This is a genomic window from Gordonia sp. QH-12, from assembly GCF_001578675.1.
GTDB classification, from domain to species: Bacteria; Actinomycetota; Actinomycetes; order Mycobacteriales; family Mycobacteriaceae; genus Gordonia; species Gordonia sihwensis.
The window spans coordinates 41315-60723 of sequence record NZ_KQ969302.1; the positions used below are offsets into that span (position 1 = coordinate 41315).

Annotated in this window: 12 protein-coding genes and 1 tRNA gene; 7 read left to right on the forward strand and 6 right to left on the reverse strand. The window is 69.0% G+C overall.

The genetic code is table 11. The annotated features are described in order from the left end of the window. Window positions 1-89: 89 nt before the first annotated feature. The 3 genes from Y710_RS18805 to Y710_RS16250 all read right to left on the reverse strand — a co-directional run bounded on the left by Y710_RS18805 (window position 90) and on the right by Y710_RS16250 (window position 1622). On the reverse strand, window positions 90-605 hold the full coding sequence (locus tag Y710_RS18805) for a hypothetical protein (RefSeq protein WP_156479468.1): 516 nt from the start codon (window positions 603-605) through the stop codon (window positions 90-92). A 580-nt stretch (window positions 606-1185) separates the two neighbouring features. Further along, window positions 1186-1261 (reverse strand) — tRNA-Lys (locus Y710_RS16245). A gap of 139 nt (window positions 1262-1400) precedes the next feature. Then, window positions 1401-1622 carry a DUF3618 domain-containing protein gene (locus tag Y710_RS16250; protein ID WP_006896542.1) on the reverse strand — a complete coding sequence of 74 codons (222 nt, stop codon included), beginning with the start codon at window positions 1620-1622 and terminating at the stop codon, window positions 1401-1403. Between the two features lie 112 nt (window positions 1623-1734). Here Y710_RS16250 and bcp point away from each other — a divergent pair, with 112 nt between their 5' ends. Together bcp and Y710_RS16260 are read left to right on the forward strand one after the other, a co-directional pair. Further along, complete coding sequence (bcp, locus tag Y710_RS16255; protein WP_062367942.1) at window positions 1735-2208, forward strand: thioredoxin-dependent thiol peroxidase; 474 nt, start codon at window positions 1735-1737, stop codon at window positions 2206-2208. Between the two features lie 19 nt (window positions 2209-2227). After that, window positions 2228-2878 (forward strand): TetR/AcrR family transcriptional regulator, encoded by a 651-nt coding sequence (locus tag Y710_RS16260; protein ID WP_006896540.1) that lies wholly within the window; start codon window positions 2228-2230, stop codon window positions 2876-2878. On the opposite strand, the gene Y710_RS16265 is transcribed toward Y710_RS16260, so the two are convergent. Further along, entirely contained in the window at window positions 2875-3276 is a 402-nt protein-coding gene (locus tag Y710_RS16265) for a holo-ACP synthase AcpS (protein WP_062367943.1), read from the reverse strand. The two genes, Y710_RS16260 and Y710_RS16265, sit on opposite strands and share 4 nt — an antisense overlap. Then, the gene (locus Y710_RS16270; RefSeq protein WP_062367944.1) at window positions 3273-12524 is read right to left on the reverse strand and encodes a type I polyketide synthase; all 9252 of its coding nucleotides are present in this window, start codon (window positions 12522-12524) and stop codon (window positions 3273-3275) included. Before Y710_RS16270 ends, Y710_RS16265 begins: the two co-directional genes overlap by 4 nt. 331 nt (window positions 12525-12855) lie before the next feature. Between Y710_RS16270 and Y710_RS16275 the strand changes: the two genes are divergently transcribed. From Y710_RS16275 to Y710_RS16290, 4 genes are all read left to right on the forward strand, one after another. After that, a complete protein-coding gene (locus tag Y710_RS16275; protein ID WP_045536681.1) occupies window positions 12856-13653 on the forward strand; it encodes an SCO4651 family lipoprotein in 798 nt (265 codons plus the stop codon). Window positions 13654-13681: 28 nt separating this feature from the next. Then, window positions 13682-14086 carry a DUF4189 domain-containing protein gene (locus tag Y710_RS16280; protein ID WP_082083846.1) on the forward strand — a complete coding sequence of 135 codons (405 nt, stop codon included), beginning with the start codon at window positions 13682-13684 and terminating at the stop codon, window positions 14084-14086. Between the two features lie 81 nt (window positions 14087-14167). Then, window positions 14168-14593, forward strand: coding sequence for an HIT family protein (locus Y710_RS16285; RefSeq protein WP_006896535.1), 426 nt, complete (start codon window positions 14168-14170; stop codon window positions 14591-14593). After that, window positions 14590-15339 carry an SIR2 family NAD-dependent protein deacylase gene (locus Y710_RS16290; protein ID WP_062367945.1) on the forward strand — a complete coding sequence of 250 codons (750 nt, stop codon included), beginning with the start codon at window positions 14590-14592 and terminating at the stop codon, window positions 15337-15339. The genes Y710_RS16285 and Y710_RS16290 overlap by 4 nt, the downstream gene beginning before the upstream one ends. Window positions 15340-15644: 305 nt before the next feature. Here Y710_RS16290 and Y710_RS16295 read toward each other — a convergent pair whose 3' ends face one another. Further along, window positions 15645-17435, reverse strand: coding sequence for a DEAD/DEAH box helicase (locus tag Y710_RS16295; protein WP_006898244.1), 1791 nt, complete (start codon window positions 17433-17435; stop codon window positions 15645-15647). Window positions 17436-17576: 141 nt separating this feature from the next. Here Y710_RS16295 and Y710_RS16300 point away from each other — a divergent pair, with 141 nt between their 5' ends. Continuing rightward, complete coding sequence (locus tag Y710_RS16300) at window positions 17577-19364, forward strand: AMP-dependent synthetase/ligase (RefSeq protein ID WP_062367946.1); 1788 nt, start codon at window positions 17577-17579, stop codon at window positions 19362-19364. Window positions 19365-19409 lie beyond the last annotated feature (45 nt).

Sequence of the window (19409 nt, forward strand, 5' to 3'; positions counted from 1 at the left end):
GGCTCAGGGGCGTGGCGGCGGGGTGAGTGCGATACAGATGCCGACGACCGCGAACAGCGCGAGGAATGCAACTGCGAGGAGCCCGAAAGTCATTGCTGACCTCCGGACGGGGAAACGGCACCGACGGCGGGTGATTGCCGCCGGTGCCGCGCCTTACGCTGCAAGCAGACCGCCGCGGCAAGGATCGCGACGGCGAGCAAGCGGGCTGCAACCCGCGCAACGCAAGGAGAATTGGGATGGCTCACCCGCAGTTGCCAGAAGTTCCGGATGACCTGCCAACGACGCAGGCCCTCGTGGACAAGCTCCGAGCACTTCGCATGGACGACGACAATCGGACCCTCGATCTGTACGTTGGCGTGGCCGACCGCTACGTCGTCGACGCCGTGGCCGACTTGGAACGCCGCATCATCGACCTCGAGGCCAGATAGCTGGGTCGGGATCTTCATTGCGTTCCTGCGGGGCGCGACGCCCGGCGTGGCGTAGACGCGACGGGCGGCCTGTACGGCACTCTCGGCCGAAGCTGCTGACTCGGCTGCAGACCGCGCCGAGGCGGCGGCCGAACGTGCGCTCTCGGCCGCACTGTTGACGCGATCCTGCTGGTTCACGCCTCACCACCGGACCGGATCTCGGCGAGTTTGGACCGATCAAACCGTCGGTGCCCTGTCGGCGTCCTGAACGCAGTGAGCTTCCCTGCGCCCTCCCAGCGGCGAATAGTGTCCGAGGAGACGCCGAGAAAGGCGGCTGCCTGACCTACACTCAGCCAGTCTGTTTCTTCTTCAGCATGCTCACTTTGCATACGGCAGAGTTAAGCATGCTTATTTCTAGAGCGTCAAGGCCCCTTCGGGCAATCCATCGTCATACTTCGGTGCTTGCGCAAGTTTGCGCATGTATGCCATAGTTTGGGCATGACTGTTGACGCGGGCGATGCATACGTCTACCCGGAGTGGACGTTCGGAGACAAGGTGCGCAAGGCACGGTCGATCTCAGGCCTGGACCAGCGTGCGTTCGCGGAAGCGATCGGAGTTAAGTCAGGGTCAATCGCAGCATGGGAAACTGACCGTGCGAAGCCCCGCGACATTGTCGCGATCGCCCGCCGAATCGAGATGCTGACGCGCATCCCTGCGGGATGGGTGCTTGGAGTACAAGAAACCCCCGCCGGACCGAATGGTCCAGACGGGGGCTCCGTGGTGCGCCATCAGGGACTCGAACCCCGAACCCGCTGATTAAGAGTCAGCTGCTCTGCCAATTGAGCTAATGGCGCTTGGCCTTGCTGCATCGCCGTGGCGGTCTGCGCCGCTGCGGCCTTGCGGAGAAAACATTAACACCATGGTTGCCGAGATTAAAAATCGGCTGGTCAGATGCAGTTTCGCGTCATCTTCCGCGGTTGCAGCACGCGCGGCTCAGCGGAGGATCTTGCGCACCACCACGACCGCGACGAGCGCTCCGACGGCGATGAGTCCGTACTTGACCGGCGGACGGCTCACGATGGCGACGGCCTTGGTCTTGGCGTCGTCGGCCAGCCGCTGCGGATTAGCTCGCTCCACGAGCTGGTCGAGCGTGCCGGCGAGTTCCTCGCGGGCCTTCGTGATCTCCTGCTCGATGCGTGCGGTTTCGTCGGCCACTGCGATCCTCCGTGATCTGTCGGGACGTATAGACGGCTGTACGCTGCGCGAGTACACAACGGTTCTGAGCCTACAGAGTCAGACGTCGATCCGAATCCGATAGCCTGGCCGTATGTCTGCCAATGGACGACTTTCGGTCGGAGACAAGGCCCCTGCGTTCACTCTTCCCGACTCGACGGGCAAGCCGGTCTCGCTCTCGGACTACGCCGGCCGCAAGGTGATCGTGTACTTCTACCCGGCCGCGATGACGCCCGGATGCACCAAACAGGCCTGCGACTTCCGCGACAACCTGGCCGAACTGAACGACGAGGGCATCGACGTCATCGGTGTCTCGCCCGACAAGCCGGAGAAGCTGGCCAAGTTCGTCGAGCGGGATCAGCTCACGTTCCCGCTGCTGTCGGACCCGGAGAAGGAGGTCCTCGCCGCGTGGGGCGCCTTCGGTGAGAAGGAGCTGTACGGGAAGATCGTCAACGGCGTCATCCGCTCCACCTTCCTGGTGAACGAGGACGGAACCATCGGTGCCGCGCAGTACAACGTGCGCGCGACCGGCCATGTCGCGAAGCTGCGCCGCGACCTGTCGATCTGATCGACCCCGGCATCACTTCATGTCCGAGCATTCGACGTCCGACATCAGTTCCCCGGAACCGCTCGTCCCCCGCAAGCGGCCCACCCAGGAACGGAGCAGGCGCACCTTCGAGTCGATCCTCACCGCGGCCCGCGAGGTGCTCATCGACGTCGGCTTCGAATCGCTGACATGCGAGCAGATCGCCGCACGCGCCGAACTGCCGATCGGCACCATCTACCAGTATTTCGCGAACAAGTACGTGGTGGTCTGCGAACTGGACCGCAACGATTCGAGCGCGGTGCGCGACGAACTCACCTCGTTCGCCTCGGAGATCCCGTCACTCAAGTGGCCGGAGCTGCTGGAGAAGTTCCTCGACCACCTCGCCGAACTGTGGCGCACCGATCCCTCGCGCCGCGCGGTGTGGCTGGCCGTGCAGTCGACCCCCGCGACGCGCGCGACGGCCTCGATCAACGAAGGGATCCTCGCCGACCAGGTCGCGCGGATCCTGGCGCCGTTGACGCCGGATCAGCGCGACCGTCGGGCGATGATGGCCCAGGTGCTGGTCCACACCGCGTACTCGCTGCTGAGCTTCTCGGTCCAGGACGGTCACGATCATGAGATGACCGTGTACGAACTCAAGCGGATGCTCGGCGGCTATCTCATGCTCGAAGAGGTCTCCGGCCGGAGCTAGCTCTCGCCTCGATCCTCGAGGATCGCCACGGCGGCGGCCATGTCGCCGTCGTGGGTGAGCGATACGTGGATCGACAGTCCCGCGAGTGCCTGGGCGATGTCGCCGTGCAGCCGGATCCGCGGGCGTCCGTGAGCGTCCGACTGCACCTCGACGTCGTTGACCGCGGACTCCGGAAGGAGCGGCGCCAAGCCGAACCGGCTCGACGACCACGCCTTCACGACCGCCTCCCTCGCAGCCCAGCGGGCCGCGAGGTGACGCGCCTCGTCGCCGGTGCGCTCGGCCGCATCACGCCGCTCCCCCACGCTGAAGTGAGCGCCGAACGAGGAGCCCGGAGTGCGGAGTTGCTCGGCGAACTCCGGCACCGACACCATGTCGATGCCGACCCCGACGATGCTCACCGGGCGAGACCGTCCACGGCGTAAGCGCCCTCGTCACCGAGGCGGACCTCCGGATCGAGCAGGAGCCCGGCTTCGGTCTCGTGCTCGTCACCGTCGCCGAGGCGGCGGTCGGCGGGACGCTGGTACATCGCATCGCCGCCGCACATCGCCTGCAGCAGACGCTGACGGCCGTCGCGCAGACGCCGGGCGCTCTGCTCGCGGTACGTCGCCCGCTCGGACTCGTCGAGAGTGGCGACGAACGCCTCCGGATGCACCACCGCGATGAGACCCGAGACGTGACCGAAGCCCAGCGAGGTCAGCAGTCCGGCCTTGAGCGGGAAGCGTCCGCCCATGCGCAGGGTCTCGCGCGGCCACACCAGGTGCGGGTACTCTCGCATCTTCTCGTCGACGCAGTCCAGGCTGCGGTTCGGCGGGATGACGCCGTCGCGGAGCACCTGGCACAGGCCGATCAGCTGGAAGGCGGCCGCACCGCCCTTCGCGTGACCGGTCAGCGACTTCTGCGAGACGACGAACAGCGGCGCGCCGGTGTTGCGGCCGATCGCCTCGGCCAGACGCTCATGGAGTTCGGACTCGTTCGGATCGTTGGCGCGGGTGGAGGTGTCGTGCTTGGACACCACTGCCACGTCGTCCGGGCTCACCCCCAGGGCTGACAGCGCGGACGCCAACGGCGAGGCCTTCTCGCCGCGGGCCGCGCCGAGCGCCCCCAGTCCCGGCGCCGGGATGGAGGTGTGGACGCCGTCGCCGAAGCTCTGAGCCCAGGCCACCACGCCGAGGACCGGCAGTCCCAGCTGAGCTGCCACATCGCCGCGCGCCAGCAGCACCGTGCCGCCGCCGGCCGACTCGACGAAGCCGCCGCGCCTGCGGTCATTGGCTCGGGAGAACCGTCGGTCGTCGATGCCCTTGGCAGTCATCTTGGCCGAGTCGGCGGTCGCCGACATGTCACCGAATCCGACGATGCCCTCGATGCCGAGGTCGTCGAATCCGCCGGCGACCGAGAAGAGTGCCTTCCCGAGGCGGATCTTGTCGACGCCCTCCTCCACCGAGACGGCGGCGGTGGCGCACGCGGCGACCGGGTGGATCATCGCGCCGTAGCTGCCGATGTACGACTGCACGACGTGCGCGGCGACCACGTTGGGCAACGCCTCCTGCAGGATGTCGTTGGCCTTCGACTCCCCGAGCAGGGTGTCGACGTACAGCGACCGCATCGACGTCATGCCGCCCATGCCCGTGCCCTGAGTGTTGGCGACCAGACCCGGGTGCACCCAGCGCATCAGCTCCGACGGCGAGAAGCCGGCGGTGACGAAGGCGTCGACGGTCGCGACCAGGTTCCACAGGGCGACGCGGTCGACCGACTCGGCCATGTCCGGAGAGACGCCCCAGCGGACCGGATCGAAACCGGTCGGGATCTGGCCGCCGACGGTGCGCGACAGGCTCGCACGGCGCGGGACGCGGATCTCGGTGCCCGCCAGGCGGGTGACCGTCCAGTCGCCGGTCTCGGCGTTGGGTGCGATCCGGGTGCGTTCGGGGTCGGCCGAGACGAACTCGCGGGCCGCGGCCTCGTTCGGGACGGTGAAGGTCAGATCCTGGTCGAGGAACACCGACTCCAGCAGCGGCGAGGTGTTGTCGACCATCGCCCCCTCGTCGGCGTAGCGGCGGATGCCGCACCGTTCGACGACGGCGTCGTGATAGCGCTCGGCGATCTCCGACTCGGCGACCGGCTCACCGGACTCGACGTCGTACCAGCCGGCCTTCGGGGTCTCCTCCCACGTCACCAGACCCGTGGTCCACGCCAGTTCGAGGACGCCTGCGGCCGAGAGCTTCTCGTCCACCTCCATCTCGAATCGGGTGCGTGCCGAGCCGTAGGGGCCGACCTCGCCTGCGCCGACGATGACCACCAGATCCTCGGGGCGCGAATCGAGTTCGGGCCACGCGTGCTCGATCGGGACGTCGGCGCGGGCCGGCGCGGGAAGCGCCGCCACCGTGACGCCCGCGGTGCTCGCAGCGCCGTTGTCCTCACCGCCGTTATCCTCAGGGCCGTCCTCGGTCTGTGCCTCGGCGGCAGCAGCCGCCAGGGCCCGCAGATCGATCTTCTCCGGGTCGAGCCCGGCCGTCAGATCGGCGATCAGCGGCTCGGCGACCGCCTTCTCACGCGCCTGCTCCGAGCACAGTTCGACGAGGGCCGCGGCCATCTCGGGCGTGCTCCAGGTCTTGACGCCCGCGGCTTCGACGGCCTCGACGAGTCCGTCGTTGTGGCCCATCAGTCCGGTGCCGCGCACCCAGCCGATGAGGGCGTGCGCGAGGGTGGTCCGCTTGTTCCAGGACTCCTCGGCGCCCCACCGGGTGACGAGCGCGTCGAGCGCGGCCTTGGCCTCGCCGTAGGCACCGTCACCGCCGAACATGCCGCGGTTCGGCGATCCCGGCAGCACCACGTGCAGACGGGCGTCGATGTCGTGGTCGGCTCCGATGGCCGTCAGACCGGCGATCAGCCGTTCCACCGACCACAGCAGCACCTTCATCTCCAGTTCGGCGCGCGAACCGGCGTCGGTGAGATCGCCCGCCACCCGCGGCGCGGCGAACGGGAACAGCAGCGTCGGGCGCATCACCGGCTTGACGACGGCAGTGCTGGCACCGAGGTTCTCGGTCTGTTCGGAGCCGAGCCACTCGATCAGTCCGTCCACATCGCCGTACGACGCGAGGTTGGCCGGCACCACCCACAGCGCGGCGTCGTGCCGTGCGTGAGTGCGGTAGAGCTCCTTGTAGAAGTCCATCCGGTCGCTGTTGAGGCGCGAGGTGGTCGCGACCACCGTCGCGCCGCCGGCGAGCAGCTCGCCGACCACGGCCGCGGCGATCGATCCCTTCGACGCACCGGTGACGACGGCGATGTCGTCGGCGAACCGGCCGGGCTCGGGCAGCTGGGCCGCGTGGGCGATGGCACCGTACACATCGGCGTGCTCGCTGTATCCGAGGGCCAGGGCCTTGCCCTGCCACCAGGTGGCGTGCTCGGCGACCTGGTCGCCCGCACCGGTCATCGCCTCGGCCAGCTCGTGATGACGTCCGTGGACGTCCTCCTCGGAGTCCAGCCACAGGCGGGCGAGATCCTCGCGGGCGGTGGCCCAGCGGTCGTCGAGCAGCACCGCGCGCTCGGCGTCGAACGCCGGGGCGACGGTCCGCTGCCAGTCGGAGCCGAGCTCGCTGCTGACCAGGTCGGCCAGCTCAGCGGTGGGGTCGGTCTCGGCCTGCGAGGCGTCGACCACATCGGTCAGCCCCAGCTGATCGAGGATCGTGTGCGCAGTGCGTGCCAGGACGCCGCTCGGGCCGGTGATCTGCTCGGTGAATTCGCCGAGCGCCGCCGCGTCGACCGTCCCGCCGGACGCCGAGGCCGCGGCGGGCAGTTCCACGGCGATGCCGCGGGCCTGGCCGACGCTGCGGACCGCGCGGTCGATCAGCGCGTCGAAGTCGGCGGCCGAGCCGACCGCGCCATCGAGCAGATCACCCAAGTCGCCGCCCCGGACGCTGACGCCCTCGCGGGAGCCGAGGGCCACGGCCACCAGCGTGTGCCGACCCCAGCCCTCCCCCAGCTGCCAGGCGTTGGTCACGCGATCGGTGATGTACGAGGCGCGCTTGCCGATGGGACCGGCGATCTTGCGGATCTGGTCGCCGACGGCGTCGGTGAGCACGTCGCCGAGCGGCTTGTAACCGCGGGCCAGGGTGCTGACCGTGGACGCGAGCGCCCCCATGTCGGCCTCGGCCGCACCGTCGATGGCTCCGAGTCCGAGCTCGGTGCCGATGTCGAGCAGCAGCTGGTTGCGCCGGGACGACACGCCGTCGCACAGCGATTCGATGGTGTCGGCCGGGCCGATCTGCGCCGGCGTCATCTTGGTCCACAGGGCGATCACCGCGCGCACCGCGTCGGCCGGGCCGAACGCGATGTCGTCCGGTCGGGGCCCGGCGGCAGCCGCCGGAGCCGGAGCGGGAGCCGACGGTGCCGGAGCCGCGGCGGCAGCAGTCTCCGCCGGCGCCTCCTGCACCACGTCGTCCTCGACCGGCTCGGGTGCGGAGTCCTCCGCGCGCAGCACCGCTGCGTCGGACTCGGCGTTGAGCACCTCGGCGGCGGCTGCCGCGTAGTCGGGCAGCTTCAGGGTGTTGCGGGCCAGGCCGGAGAGCGTCGGGGCGTTCTTGACGCCCACCTCGACGAACCGGTCGATGCCCAGGCCGCCGTCGGCAGCCGGTGTGAACAGCAGATCCTGCGTCTCGATCCAGCGGACCGGGCTGGCGAACTGCCAAGCCAACAGCTCGATCAGGATGACGCGCGTCAGCTCGAAGGGCCGTGCGGCCCACGAGTCCCACTCGGCGAGCACCGCGTCGAGCGGATCGGACGGCACCAGTCCGGCGATCTCGGTGACGAACTCGCGGCTCAGGTTGAACAGCCGAGGCACCAGGTTCGGAATGTAGCGGCCGACGAGGATGTCGGGATCGATGTCGGCGGGCAGGAGTTCCTCGAGCTTGCCGCGGAACTCGGGCACGCCGGCGCGGAGCACCGTGGAGTGGAACGGCACGTCGATGCCGGGCACCAGGATGAAGGCGCGCTTGCCTCCGAACTCCTCGACGCGGCGGACGATCTCGGCCTCCAGCCGCTCCAGTCCGCGGACGGTACCGGCGATCGCGTACTGCGAACCGAGCAGGTTGAGGTTCACCACCTCGAGGTACTCGTCCACCTCGCGGCCGACGGACGCGACGAACTCCTCGACGTCGGCGTCCTTGAGACCGAACTGGCTGGGCCGGATGGCGGCCATGCGGTAGTCGGAACGGCCCTGCTCGTCGCGCGGAACCAGGTGGTGCATCGCGGAACCGCGCTGGAACACCACCTCGAGCACCGCCTCGAGCGGAAGCACGCCGGCGCAGGCGGCGAGCGCGTTGTACTCGCCCACCGAGTGACCGCAGGTGATGGATCCCTCGACGAAGGCCCCGGCTTCACGGAGCTCGGCGATCTGCGCGACACCGAGCGTCGCCATCGCGACCTGGGTGAACTGCGTCAGGAAGAGCACGCCGTCGGGGTGGTGGTACGTGGTGCCCTTCGCCACCAGAGTGGTCGGATTGTCGCGCACCACTGCGAGGATCGAGAAGCCGAGCGCCTCGCGGGTGTGCTTGTCCGCGCGGTCCCAGACCTCGCGGGCGGCCGCCGAGCGCGAGCGCGCCTCCAGGCCCATGCCCTTGTGCTGAATGCCCTGACCCGGGAAGGCGTACACCGTGCGCGGGGCGTCCAGCAGCGCGGTCGCCGCCATCACCAGTTCGCCGTCGACCTTGGCGGTCAGTTCGACGGTCTCCCGACCGGCATCCATGCCGACGCGGTCGATGCGGATGTCGACGGTGTCGCCGAGCCGGACCATGCCGAGGTAGCGGGCGGTCCAGCCGCGGATGGCGCGCGGAGCGGGAACCGGGTTCTCCCGGTCGCCCGCCGCCAGCACCTGCTGGGCCGCGGCCGAGAGCCACATGCCGTGGACGATCGGATCGCCCAAGCCGGCCAGGCGGGCCGCCAGCGCGTCGGTGTGGATGGGGTTGCGGTCTCCGGAGACCACGGCGAATCCGTTCATGCGGGCCGGTGCGGTCAGCGAGGCCGAGCGCAGGAATTTCCGCGTTCCCGGCTGCTCACCGGCGGCCGCGCCGCCCGCGCGGACCGGGTCGGGCAACGCGGCCGAACCGATCCGGCCGCGGATGGCGAAGCGCTCACGCAGCACCGCGATCGGAGAGTCGTCGGCGGCGGCGACCTCGACATGCACCTCGACCACTCGGCCGACGCCGGTGTCGGAGACGCCGATGAGGCGGGCGGTCACCGTCAGCTCGGTGTCGACCGCGGGGATCTCACCGGTGAGCTCGACCGCGTGGTCGAGGTGGACCAAGTCCAGCAGACCCTCGACCACGGGATGGCCCGCGTCGGTCCGGGCGGCGCCGATGACGCTGAAGACGCTGGGCCAGCAGGCGACGACGAGGGTGTCGGGCACGGCGAAACCGTTCGGGGCCACCGGCGTGGTCGGGGTCAGCGGGCCGGGCAGGCTCGACGCGGTCGCTCCGCTGTGGTCGGCGACCGAGTCGGCCTTCCAGGCGACCGTCGACGTGACGACGCCGTCGACCGAGTCGAGCAGCGAGCCGCCGGCCGCGACGGTCAGGAGTTCGGTCATCGCGTCCGCCGCGCCGGCCGTGGTGATCCGAGGGCTGCCGCCGTCGGTCGCCCGGAGGTCGCCGGTGAACGGGATGCGCAGAATCGAGCCCGACACCGGGACCACCAGGTCGAGCCGGATCTCATCGTCGGCCGTCTCGGCATCGGGGACGAAGGCGACCATCGCGCCGCTGGGGTGTTCGGCGTACTCGCCGTCGTAGAGCTTCCAGGCGTCGCGGTCGCCGAGCAGAGCGATCGGGTTGCGGACCTGTCGGCCGGCCCACAGCACGTCCTCCGCTTCGATGAGAACGCTGAGCGGTCCCGACTCCGGGACGATGTCGCGGTGACGGCGGGCCGCGACCACCCGTGCCTGCTCACCGGCGGCCCGCAGGTCGGCGGTGACCTGCGCCTCGAAGCGGTTCAGCAGTTCGCCGACCGGCTCGTCGACGCGGGTGATGCCCGCGACGGCGACGGTGCCCGGGATGATGCAGACCTGGTCGGCCGAGTAGCGGGCGTCGTGCGCCTGCCACAGCGAGTCGCTGCGGTACCAGCGACGGACGTCCTTGTCGATCACCGGAACGAAGTTCACGGGCTTGCCGGGCGTACGGCACAGCTCGAGGAAGAACGCGACGTCGGCCGGGTGGAGGATGTCGGAGTCGATGGCCGGGTACAGTTCGGCCAGCTCGGCGATCGCCTCGTGCGGGTTCGGGACATCGCCGGCGAAGGCGGAGACGAACTCACCCGAATCGAGCTCGTTCATGCGCGCCTCGGTGCGCCGCAGCATGTCGGAGAAACGCTGCTCCCAGGTGATGTCGGCCCACTCGAGGGGCGCCTGCGCGCTGCCCACGGCGAGTTCGGCGTAGCGGTCGAGCCACTCGCGGTACGTCATCGTCGCGACGTCGCCGAAGTACGGCTTCGCGGTCGCGGCGAGGGCCTCGATGATCTCGTCGCGGCGTTCCGCGACGGCGGCGGCGTCGCCGGCCACCTCGTCGAGCAGGCGGCCGGTGCGCGAGGCGGAGTTGTCGATCTCGTGGATGTCGGCACCCAGCTGGCTGCGGCCAGAGGCCATGCCCGCCTCCGCGTGACCGGCACCGATCCAGGTGTCGCAGCCCTGGGTCTCGACGAGGAGCTGCTTCACCTCGGGCGCGGTGGTGGCCTCGAGGGTCGCCATCGCCGCGGTGCCGACCAGAATGCCGTCGAGCGGCATCGCCGGGTAGCCGTGCGCTGTGGCCCACGCGCCGGTCAGGTACTCGCTGGCACGCTCGGGCGTGCCGATGCCACCGCCGACGCAGAGCACGATGTTGGGACGGTCGCGCAGTTCGGCGTAGGTCGCCAGCAGCAGGTCGTCGAGGTCCTCCCAGGAGTGGTGACCGCCGGCGCGTCCGCCTTCCACCTGGACGATCACCGGGAAGTGCGGCACCTGCAAGGCGATGCGGACCACCTGACGGATCTGGTCGACGGTGCCGGGCTTGAACGCGACGTAGTGCAGGCCGGCCTCGGTGAACTCGTGGACCAGGTCGACGGCCTCATCCAGTTCGGGGATGCCCGCGGTGACGATCACGCCGTCGAAGGGCGCTCCCTTGGCACGTGCCTTCTGGACCAGCTTGTTGCCGCCCAGCTGCAGCTTCCACAGGTACGGATCGAGGAACAACGAGTTGAACTGGACCTGGCGGCCGGGTTCGAGCAATTCCTGCAGACGCGCGAGGTTGCCCTCGAAGATCTCCTCGGTCACCTGACCGCCGCCCGCGAGCTCGGCCCAGTGGCCGGCGTTGGCGGCCGCGGCCACGATGGCGGGGTCGACGGTGGTCGGGGTCATGCCCGCGAGCAGCATCGGCGAGCGGCCGGTGAGACGGGTGAACGCGGTGTCGACCACGGTGCGACCGTCGGGCAGGTTCACCAGGCGCGGCGCGAACACCGACCACGGCCGCGAGACCTCCGGAGCCGAGCCGGGGACGAAGAGGTTGCGCTGACCGCCGCGGGTGGCCGCGGCGATCACGCCGACGCCCTGCCCGCGCAGGTTCGGCGCCGACAGCCGCGACGCGAGATCGGCGGGTCCGAAGTCGATCACCCAGCGAGCGCCGGAGTCGACGGTGTCGCCCACCAGCTCCACCCAGTTCACCGGGTCGACGAGCACGGCCGCGGCGTGCCTGCGGACCAGCTCGGTGTCCAGACCGCAACGCTGAGCCCAGTCGACGGCCAGTTCCACCGCCGGTGCGAGATCGGGGTGATGGAAGGGGACGGTGACGTTGAGGTCCTCGATGACCGGCGAGAAGGGCGTGCCGCCGGTGACCTTGCGCTTGCGTTCGTCGGCCTCGGCGGCCGCGCGGAGCTCGGCGAGCGCACTGAACGCCGCGAGATGGCGCGGCGAGCCCGTCAGCACCACGGTGCGCCGGGAGTTCACGATCGCGACGGTCGGCAGCCCCGTGGCGTCGGCGGGCTGTCCCGCGACGTACTCGGCGAGCAGTTCGTCGATCTGCGCGGGGCTCACGCCGGCGACGGAGATCATGGGGGCGGCCTCGTGGGTGCCGAGCAGACCCGTCCGGCGGGACACGACGGTGGCCGCCGCGCCGATCAGCTGAGCGATCGCCAGCAGGTCGGACTCCGCGACTGCCGGCAGCTGGCCGTCGGCGGCCACGGCCTCGGTGGCGAGGATCCCCTGCGAGTGGCCGATGACGGCGCTGGGCGGAAGAACCGTGGTGTCCAGCCCCTGCTTGCCGAGGTTCGACACGGCCGCGAGCTGGGTGAGCAGGATCCCGGGCAGCGAGACGAGCGCGTCGGCCAGTTCGGTCTCACTGGGAACCGGCAGTTCCTCGTCGTGCGCGCGGATCCAGGTGAGGGGCTCGAAGCGGTCGGCGCCGGCGGCGGCGAGCTCGTCGGCGACCGGCTCGAGGACCTCGCGCGCGTCGTCGGCGATTCCGGCGATCGTCTCGCCGAGATCGGCGTCGTTCACCAGTTCGGTGAGCGTCGGCAGCCACGCGCCGCCCTGTCCTCCGAAGCAGATCGCATAGCTCTCGCCTGCGGCGAGACGGTCGAGCAGACTTCCGGAATCGATTCTGTCGGTGTGCTGGCCGGTGCGGTGCTGGTCGAGGGTCACAAGCTCTCCTGTCGATGCGTCACGTCGGACATGGTCCGTCGCTGGAACGTGGCCAATCGTCGCACAGAAACATGAGGCATCCCTCATGTTTGTCGGCGACCGACAGGTATACCCGCTGGTAGACCGGCGGGTAACCGCCTCGGCCAGCGCCGAAGGAATTTTCGTGACCGTTATCACATTCGGGTCCGGGCTCCGCGTGTCATCCCGATGATCGACTCATTCTTCGCGCAGGTCACTCATCGCTGTAAGTTCCGTTGCAGGGACTCGCGACAGCCGTCCAGATCCGCTGGAGGGGCCTGCTGCGGGGAGAAAATCAGGAGGATCCCACTTCATGAAACGTTCGAAGCGATTCGCGCTTGCCTCGGCGGCAGCCGTCGTCACCGCCGCCGTCGCGCTGACGGGATGCTCCAGCAGCGACAGCGGCGACACCGACTCGACGACCACGTCCGACTCGGCCGCCACCACCTCACTCGATGCGGCCGCCGACACCGCCGCCGCCCTGACCGGTGCGAAGGTCGACATCGAGGTGGAGGGCTCGCTGCAGGGCCTCAACGCCTCCGAGGTCGAGGCGTCCATCGGAACCAAGCCGAAGATGGTCGGCGAAGGCACCGCGACACTCGACATGGGCGGCAAGTCCGTCGAGGCGCCGTTCGTATACGTCGACGACCACATGTACGCAGACGTCGACGACAAGGGGTACATCGACTACGGCAGCGGCCGGTCGATCTACGACGTCTCCAAGATCCTCGACGTCAACGAGGGCGTGCCGCACGTCCTGCGCAGCATTCAGGGAGCGAAGGAGGAGGGCAGCGAGACCGTCGACGGTGTCGAGGCCACCAAGATCACCGGAACCCTCCCGGCCAAGGATCTCGCGGGCCTGACGGGAACCTCACCTCAGGCCAAGGGCCTCGACGGCGACATCCCGGTGACAGTCTGGGTCACCAAGGACGGCAAGAACAACGTCGTGCGCGTCGCCTCCGAACCCGCCAAGGGTGCCTCGATGACCGTCACCCTGAGCGACTGGGGCAAGACCGTCACCGTCACGAAGCCGGCCGACGTCAAGTCGCCGAGTGCCAAGCCGTCTCACGCACCGAAGTCCGGTGAACCGACCCGCAGCCCGGTCGGCTGATCGCCGCCGATCCAGAGAAGAGAAGACCATGAAGACTCGTCCGATCAGCCTGCGCAAGCGCCTGGCCACCGCGGCACTCGTGACCGCCGGTGTCGGTGCGGCGCTTACCGTTCCCGCCACGATCACGCCGGCCCCGGCCCACGCGGCCAACTACTACGGCGCCATCGCGCTCTCACCCAGCACCGGAGCCACCGGTCGCGCCATCGACTATCCCGACTGGTCGAGCGCGTCCAACGCGGCCCTGTCGTGGTGCGGCTACAGCGACTGCCAGGTGGTGGTGCAGATGCGCAATGCCTGCGGCGCGATCGCCAAGAGCAGTTCGTACTGGGGTTACGCGTGGGGCGCTGACCTCTACACCGCGGAGTCGAATGCCCTGTACTACTCGGGCGGCGGATACATCCACGACTGGGCCTGCACCTCGGGACACCAGTAGCCGAAGCAAGCGCGAGCGCCGGGACACCCTCATCGGAGGTCCCGGCGCTCGTGTCGTTGCGGGCGGTTACGCTCGGGTGCCATGACCGACTGCGTCTTCTGCGGCATCGTCTCCGGCGTCTCCCCCGCCCACGTCGTGTACTCCGACGACGACGTGATCGCCTTCCTCGACCTCTCACCGATCACGCGGGGACACACCCTGGTGGTCCCGCGAAAGCACTCGTCCGGTCTCGCCGATCTCGATCCGGAGATCGGCGGAAAGATGTTCGGCGCGGGTCAGCGGATCGCCGGTGCCATGCGGTCGAGCGCGATCGGCGCCGACGGAGTGAATCTCGCGATGAACGACGGCCGTGCCGCGTCCCAGACCGTCTTCCACTCGCACCTGCACGTGGTGCCCAGGCATGCAGGCGACAAGCTGACCTTCGCTAAGGGGTTCCTGACGCGTCGTGCCGGCGACTTGGAGTCGACCGCCGCCGTGTTGCGATCGGCGCTGGAGTCACAGTCGTGACCAGGACTGTCACTCCCGAATCGCTGTCGCAGGCAGCCGCACTGATCGCCGCCGCAGACCATGTCTGTGTCTTCTCCGGCGCGGGGATGTCGGCCGAGAGCGGGATTCCGACCTTCCGCGACGCCCTGACCGGACTGTGGGAGAACTACGATCCCGCCGATCTCGCCACGCCCGAGGCGTGGCGGCGCGACTCCGACCTCGTGTGGGGCTGGTATCGGGACCGCGCGGCGCGTCTTGGCGAGGTGGAGCCGAACGCCGGGCACCACGCGGTGGCCGAGCTCGGCCGGAAGAAGGAGTCCGCGGGCGGTCGTGTCAGCGTCATCACGCAGAATGTCGACGATCTCCACGAGCGAGCTGGGTCGACGGTCGACGCTCATCTGCACGGCAGTCTCAAGGCTCCGCGCTGCGAGGCCTGCCCGCATCGCGCGGATCCGGACGTCGCACTCGAGTCGGTGCGCCCCCGATGCCCCGAGTGCGGCGCGAGTCTGCGCCCCGGCGTCGTGTGGTTCGGCGAATCGCTTCCGAACCTCGACTGGCTGACAGCGTCGCAGACGGTCGGGGCCTGCGATCTGCTGATCATCGTCGGCACCAGCGGGGTGGTCCACCCCGCCGCGGGACTGCCGATGCTCGCCGCGGAGGCGGGCACGCCGATCATCGAGGTGAATCCCGAACCGTCCGCGCTCACCCCTCTGGCGACCCTGTACCTTCCGACAACCGCCGCCGCGACGCTGCCGCTGATCATCTGACGGCGGCGGGTGTCGCCTCGTTGAGCGACACCCCCGACCCCGCTGATTGAGCGAGCGGAGCGAGTCGAAATCATCCCGCCCCCAACCCGAGAACCTCAGCCGACGATCATCAGCAGCGGCGCGACCAGACCCATTCCCGCGAACCAGCCGGGCTGCTTCTGCTCGAGCGTCTGAGGGGGAAGGCTACTCGCAAAGCCCCATGGGACAGAGCAGCCGCACAAGATTGACCGCTCACGGCCCACACCTGCGAGAACAGGCATCCTGGGCTGTGAGCGGTCAATCTCATGCGGCAGTGCGCCGTGAGCCTAGCGACTGTCGCGACCGCGGCCGGCCACGCGGGCCGGTCGCTTGCCGAACTTGTCGCCGCCCTTGCGGTAACCGCCCTTGCGGCCGCGGTCTTCGTATCCGCGCGCCGATCCGCGGGCGCCTCCCCGACCGCGCGGCGGACCCATGTCCGGGCGCAGGTCGATCGGATGCTTGCCGATCTTGGTGTGCTTGAGCATCCCGAGCGTCTCGGCGTCGAGATCGTTGGGGAGTTCCACGAGGCTGAAGTCGTCGCGGATGCTGATGTTGCCGAAGTCACCGCGAGTGAGGCCGCCCTCGTTGGCGATCGCGCCGACGATCGCGCCCGGCGACACCTTGTGCTTGCGGCCGACGGCGATGCGGTACGTGGCGAAATGACCGCCGCCGCGCGGTGCACGGTCACGCCGGTCCCCGCGATCGCCCCGCTCGCCCTTGGGCGGATCGGGAGCCATCAGGAAGCCGCCGTCGCGGGTCTCCAGGGCCAGCGCCGCGGCGATGTCGGCCATCGCGACGTCGTTCTCGCGGGCGTAGTTCTCCACCAGCCCGCGGAACAGATCCAGATTGTCGGAGGCGAGGTTCTCGGTGATCGAATCGGCGAACTTGGCGACGCGCTGGGCGTTCACGTCGTCGACGCTCGGCAGATCGATCTCTTCGAGATCCTGCCGCGTGTGGCGCTCGATCGACCGCAGCAGATGACGTTCGCGAGGCGAGACGAAGAGCAGCGCGGTGCCCGACCGCCCGGCCCGGCCGGTACGCCCGATGCGGTGCACGTACGACTCGACGTCGTGCGGGATGTCGTAGTTCACCACATGCGAGATGCGGTCGACGTCCAGTCCTCGAGCGGCCACGTCGGTGGCCACGAGGATGTCGAGCGAACCGTCCTTGAGCTGATTGATGGTGCGCTCACGCTGGGCCTGGACCATGTCGCCGTTGATCGCCATCGCGCTCAGGCCGCGGGCGCGCAGCTTCTCAGCGAGCTCCTCGGTGGCCGACTTGGTCCGGACGAAGACGATCATGCCGTCGAACGGCTCCACTTCGAGCACCCGCGTGAGGGCGTCGAGCTTGCGCTGGTGCGATACCTGCAGGTACTTCTGCGTGATGTTCTGCGCGGTCGCCGTCTTGTTCTTGACGGTGACTTCCTGCGGGTTGTTCAGGTACTTGCGCGCCAGGCGGCCGATGGCGGCCGGCATGGTCGCGGAGAACAGCGCGACCTGCTTCTGATCCGGGGTGTCGGCGAGGATTCGCTCGACGTCCTCGGCGAAGCCCATCGTCAGCATCTCGTCGGCCTCGTCGAGCACGAGGAACTCGAGCTGCGACAGGTCGAGGGTGCCCTTGTCGAGATGATCGATCACGCGGCCCGGCGTGCCGACGATCACCTGGGCTCCGCGGCGCAGGCCGGACAGCTGGATCCCGTAGCTCTGGCCGCCATAGATCGGCAGCACCTTGACCTCGGGAAGGTACGTCGAATAGCTGCCGAAGGCCTCGGCCACCTGCAGCGCCAGTTCGCGCGTGGGCGCGAGCACGAGGGCCTGCGGCTTGCGGGCCGAGGTGTCGAGTCGGGTGAGGATCGGCAGTGCGAAGGCAGCGGTCTTGCCGGTGCCGGTCTGCGCCAGTCCGACGACGTCGCGTCCCTCCATCAACGGAGGGATGGTCGCCGCCTGGATCGGCGACGGCGTCTCGTAGCCGACGTCGTCGAGCGCCTTGAGCACGCCGGGGTCGATGCCGAGGTCACCGAAGGCGGTGGACTTCTCGGCCGCGGGCGCGGTAGAGCTGGTGTTCTCGGATTCGCTCATCGGCGAACATTCGTAGTCATCGGGTGTAGATAATACCCCGCCGACACCCTGTGACGCCCCTCACTGAGATGTGCGGTACGGTTCCATCACTTGGATCGCGTTAGACAGATCAAGCAATTCGTATCACAAGGGGACGTCACCATGCAGGAGTTCACTGCTCCATCCATCACGACAGTTGATGAGAACGCCACCACGATCACTGCTCTGCAGCGCTACCGGAAGGACCGCCCGACTCTGCCGCTGTTCCGCAGGCGCGCGGACTCCGGGCAGTGGATCACCGTCACCGCCGGCGCTTTCGCCGACGACGTCGACGCCGTCGCGAAGGGCCTGATCGCCGCCGGCGTGAGCCGTGGCGACCGCGTCGCGCTACTGTCTTCCACCCGGTTCGAGTGGAGCCTGATCGACTACGCGATCTGGCGCGCGGGTGCCACCACCGTCGCGATCTACGAGACCTCGTCCCCCGACCAGGTGGAGTGGATCCTCACCGATTCGGGCGCATCGATACTGATCGTGGAGACCGCGGCCAACCGGTCGACCCACCAGGAGGTGATCGCGACGGCGCCCGAGCTTCGCGAGACCTTCGTCATCGACGACGGCGCGATCAACGCGCTCCGCAAGCGCGGCGCCGACCTCCCCGACTCGGTGCTCGACGAGCGGGAATCGCAGGCCCGGGCCTCCGACGCCGCCACGTTGATCTACACCTCCGGGACCACGGGCCGGCCGAAGGGCGTCGTCTTGACGCACGACAACTTCCTCGCCGAGTGCGCGGCGACCGCCGAGGCCGTCGGCACCGGCCTCGAGGAGGGGAAGTCGACGCTGCTGTTCCTGCCCCTCGCACACGTCTTCGCACGGGTCGTCGCCGTGGGCTGCGTGGAGAACGCCGTGGTACTGGGCCACACCAACGACATTCCGAATCTGATCGCCGACCTGGCCGTATTCAAGCCGAACTACGTGCTGTCGGTCCCGCGCGTCTTCGAGAAGGTGTACAACACCGCCGAGCAGAAGGCGATCGACGGAGGCAAGGGCAAGATCTTCGCGAAGGCCGTCGACACGGCGATCGAGTACAGCCGGGCGGTCGAATCCGGCGACGCGGGCGTCCTGCTCAAGGTGAAGCACGCGGTCTTCGACAAGCTGGTGTACGGAAAGCTGCGCGCCGCGCTCGGCGGCAACTGCGAGGGCGCCATCTCCGGCGGCGCCCCGCTCGGTGAGCGGCTGGGCCATTTCTTCCGCGGCGCCGGGGTGCCCGTGTACGAGGGCTACGGCCTCTCCGAGACCACCGCCGCGGTCACCGCCAACAACGAGGAGCACAGCCGCATCGGTTCGGTGGGGCGTCCGGTGCCCGGCGTCACGGTGAAGATCGCCGACGACGGCGAGATCCTGCTCAAGGGGCCGATGGTCTTCTCCGGCTACTGGCGCAACGAGCAGGCGACGGCCGACGCGATCCGCGACGGTTGGTTCCACACCGGCGACATCGGCCGCCTCGAGGACGGCTACCTGTTCATCACCGGGCGCAAGAAGGAACTGATCGTCACGGCAGGCGGCAAGAACGTCTCGCCCGCCCAGCTGGAGGACACCATCCGGGCGCACCCGCTGGTGAGCCAGTGCCTCGTCGTGGGCGATCAGAAGCCGTTCATCGCCGCACTCGTGACCCTCGATCCCGAAGCGGTCCCCGGATGGCTCGAGCGCAAGGGGCTGCCCGCGTCGACGCCGTTGTCGGAGCTGATCCGGAATCCGGAGCTGCGCGCCGAGATCGACGCGGCGATCGCCGGCGCGAACAAGACCGTGTCCAAGGCCGAGGCCATCAAGAAGTACGAGATCCTCGAGACCGACTTCACGATCGAGACCGGTGAGCTCACGCCCACGCTCAAGCTGAAGCGGAACGTGATCCACCAGTCGTACCAGGAGGCGATCGCCGACCTGTACAGCTGAGCGGCACGTCTCGACGTCGACTCCCGCGGCGGCGCACCGGCATCG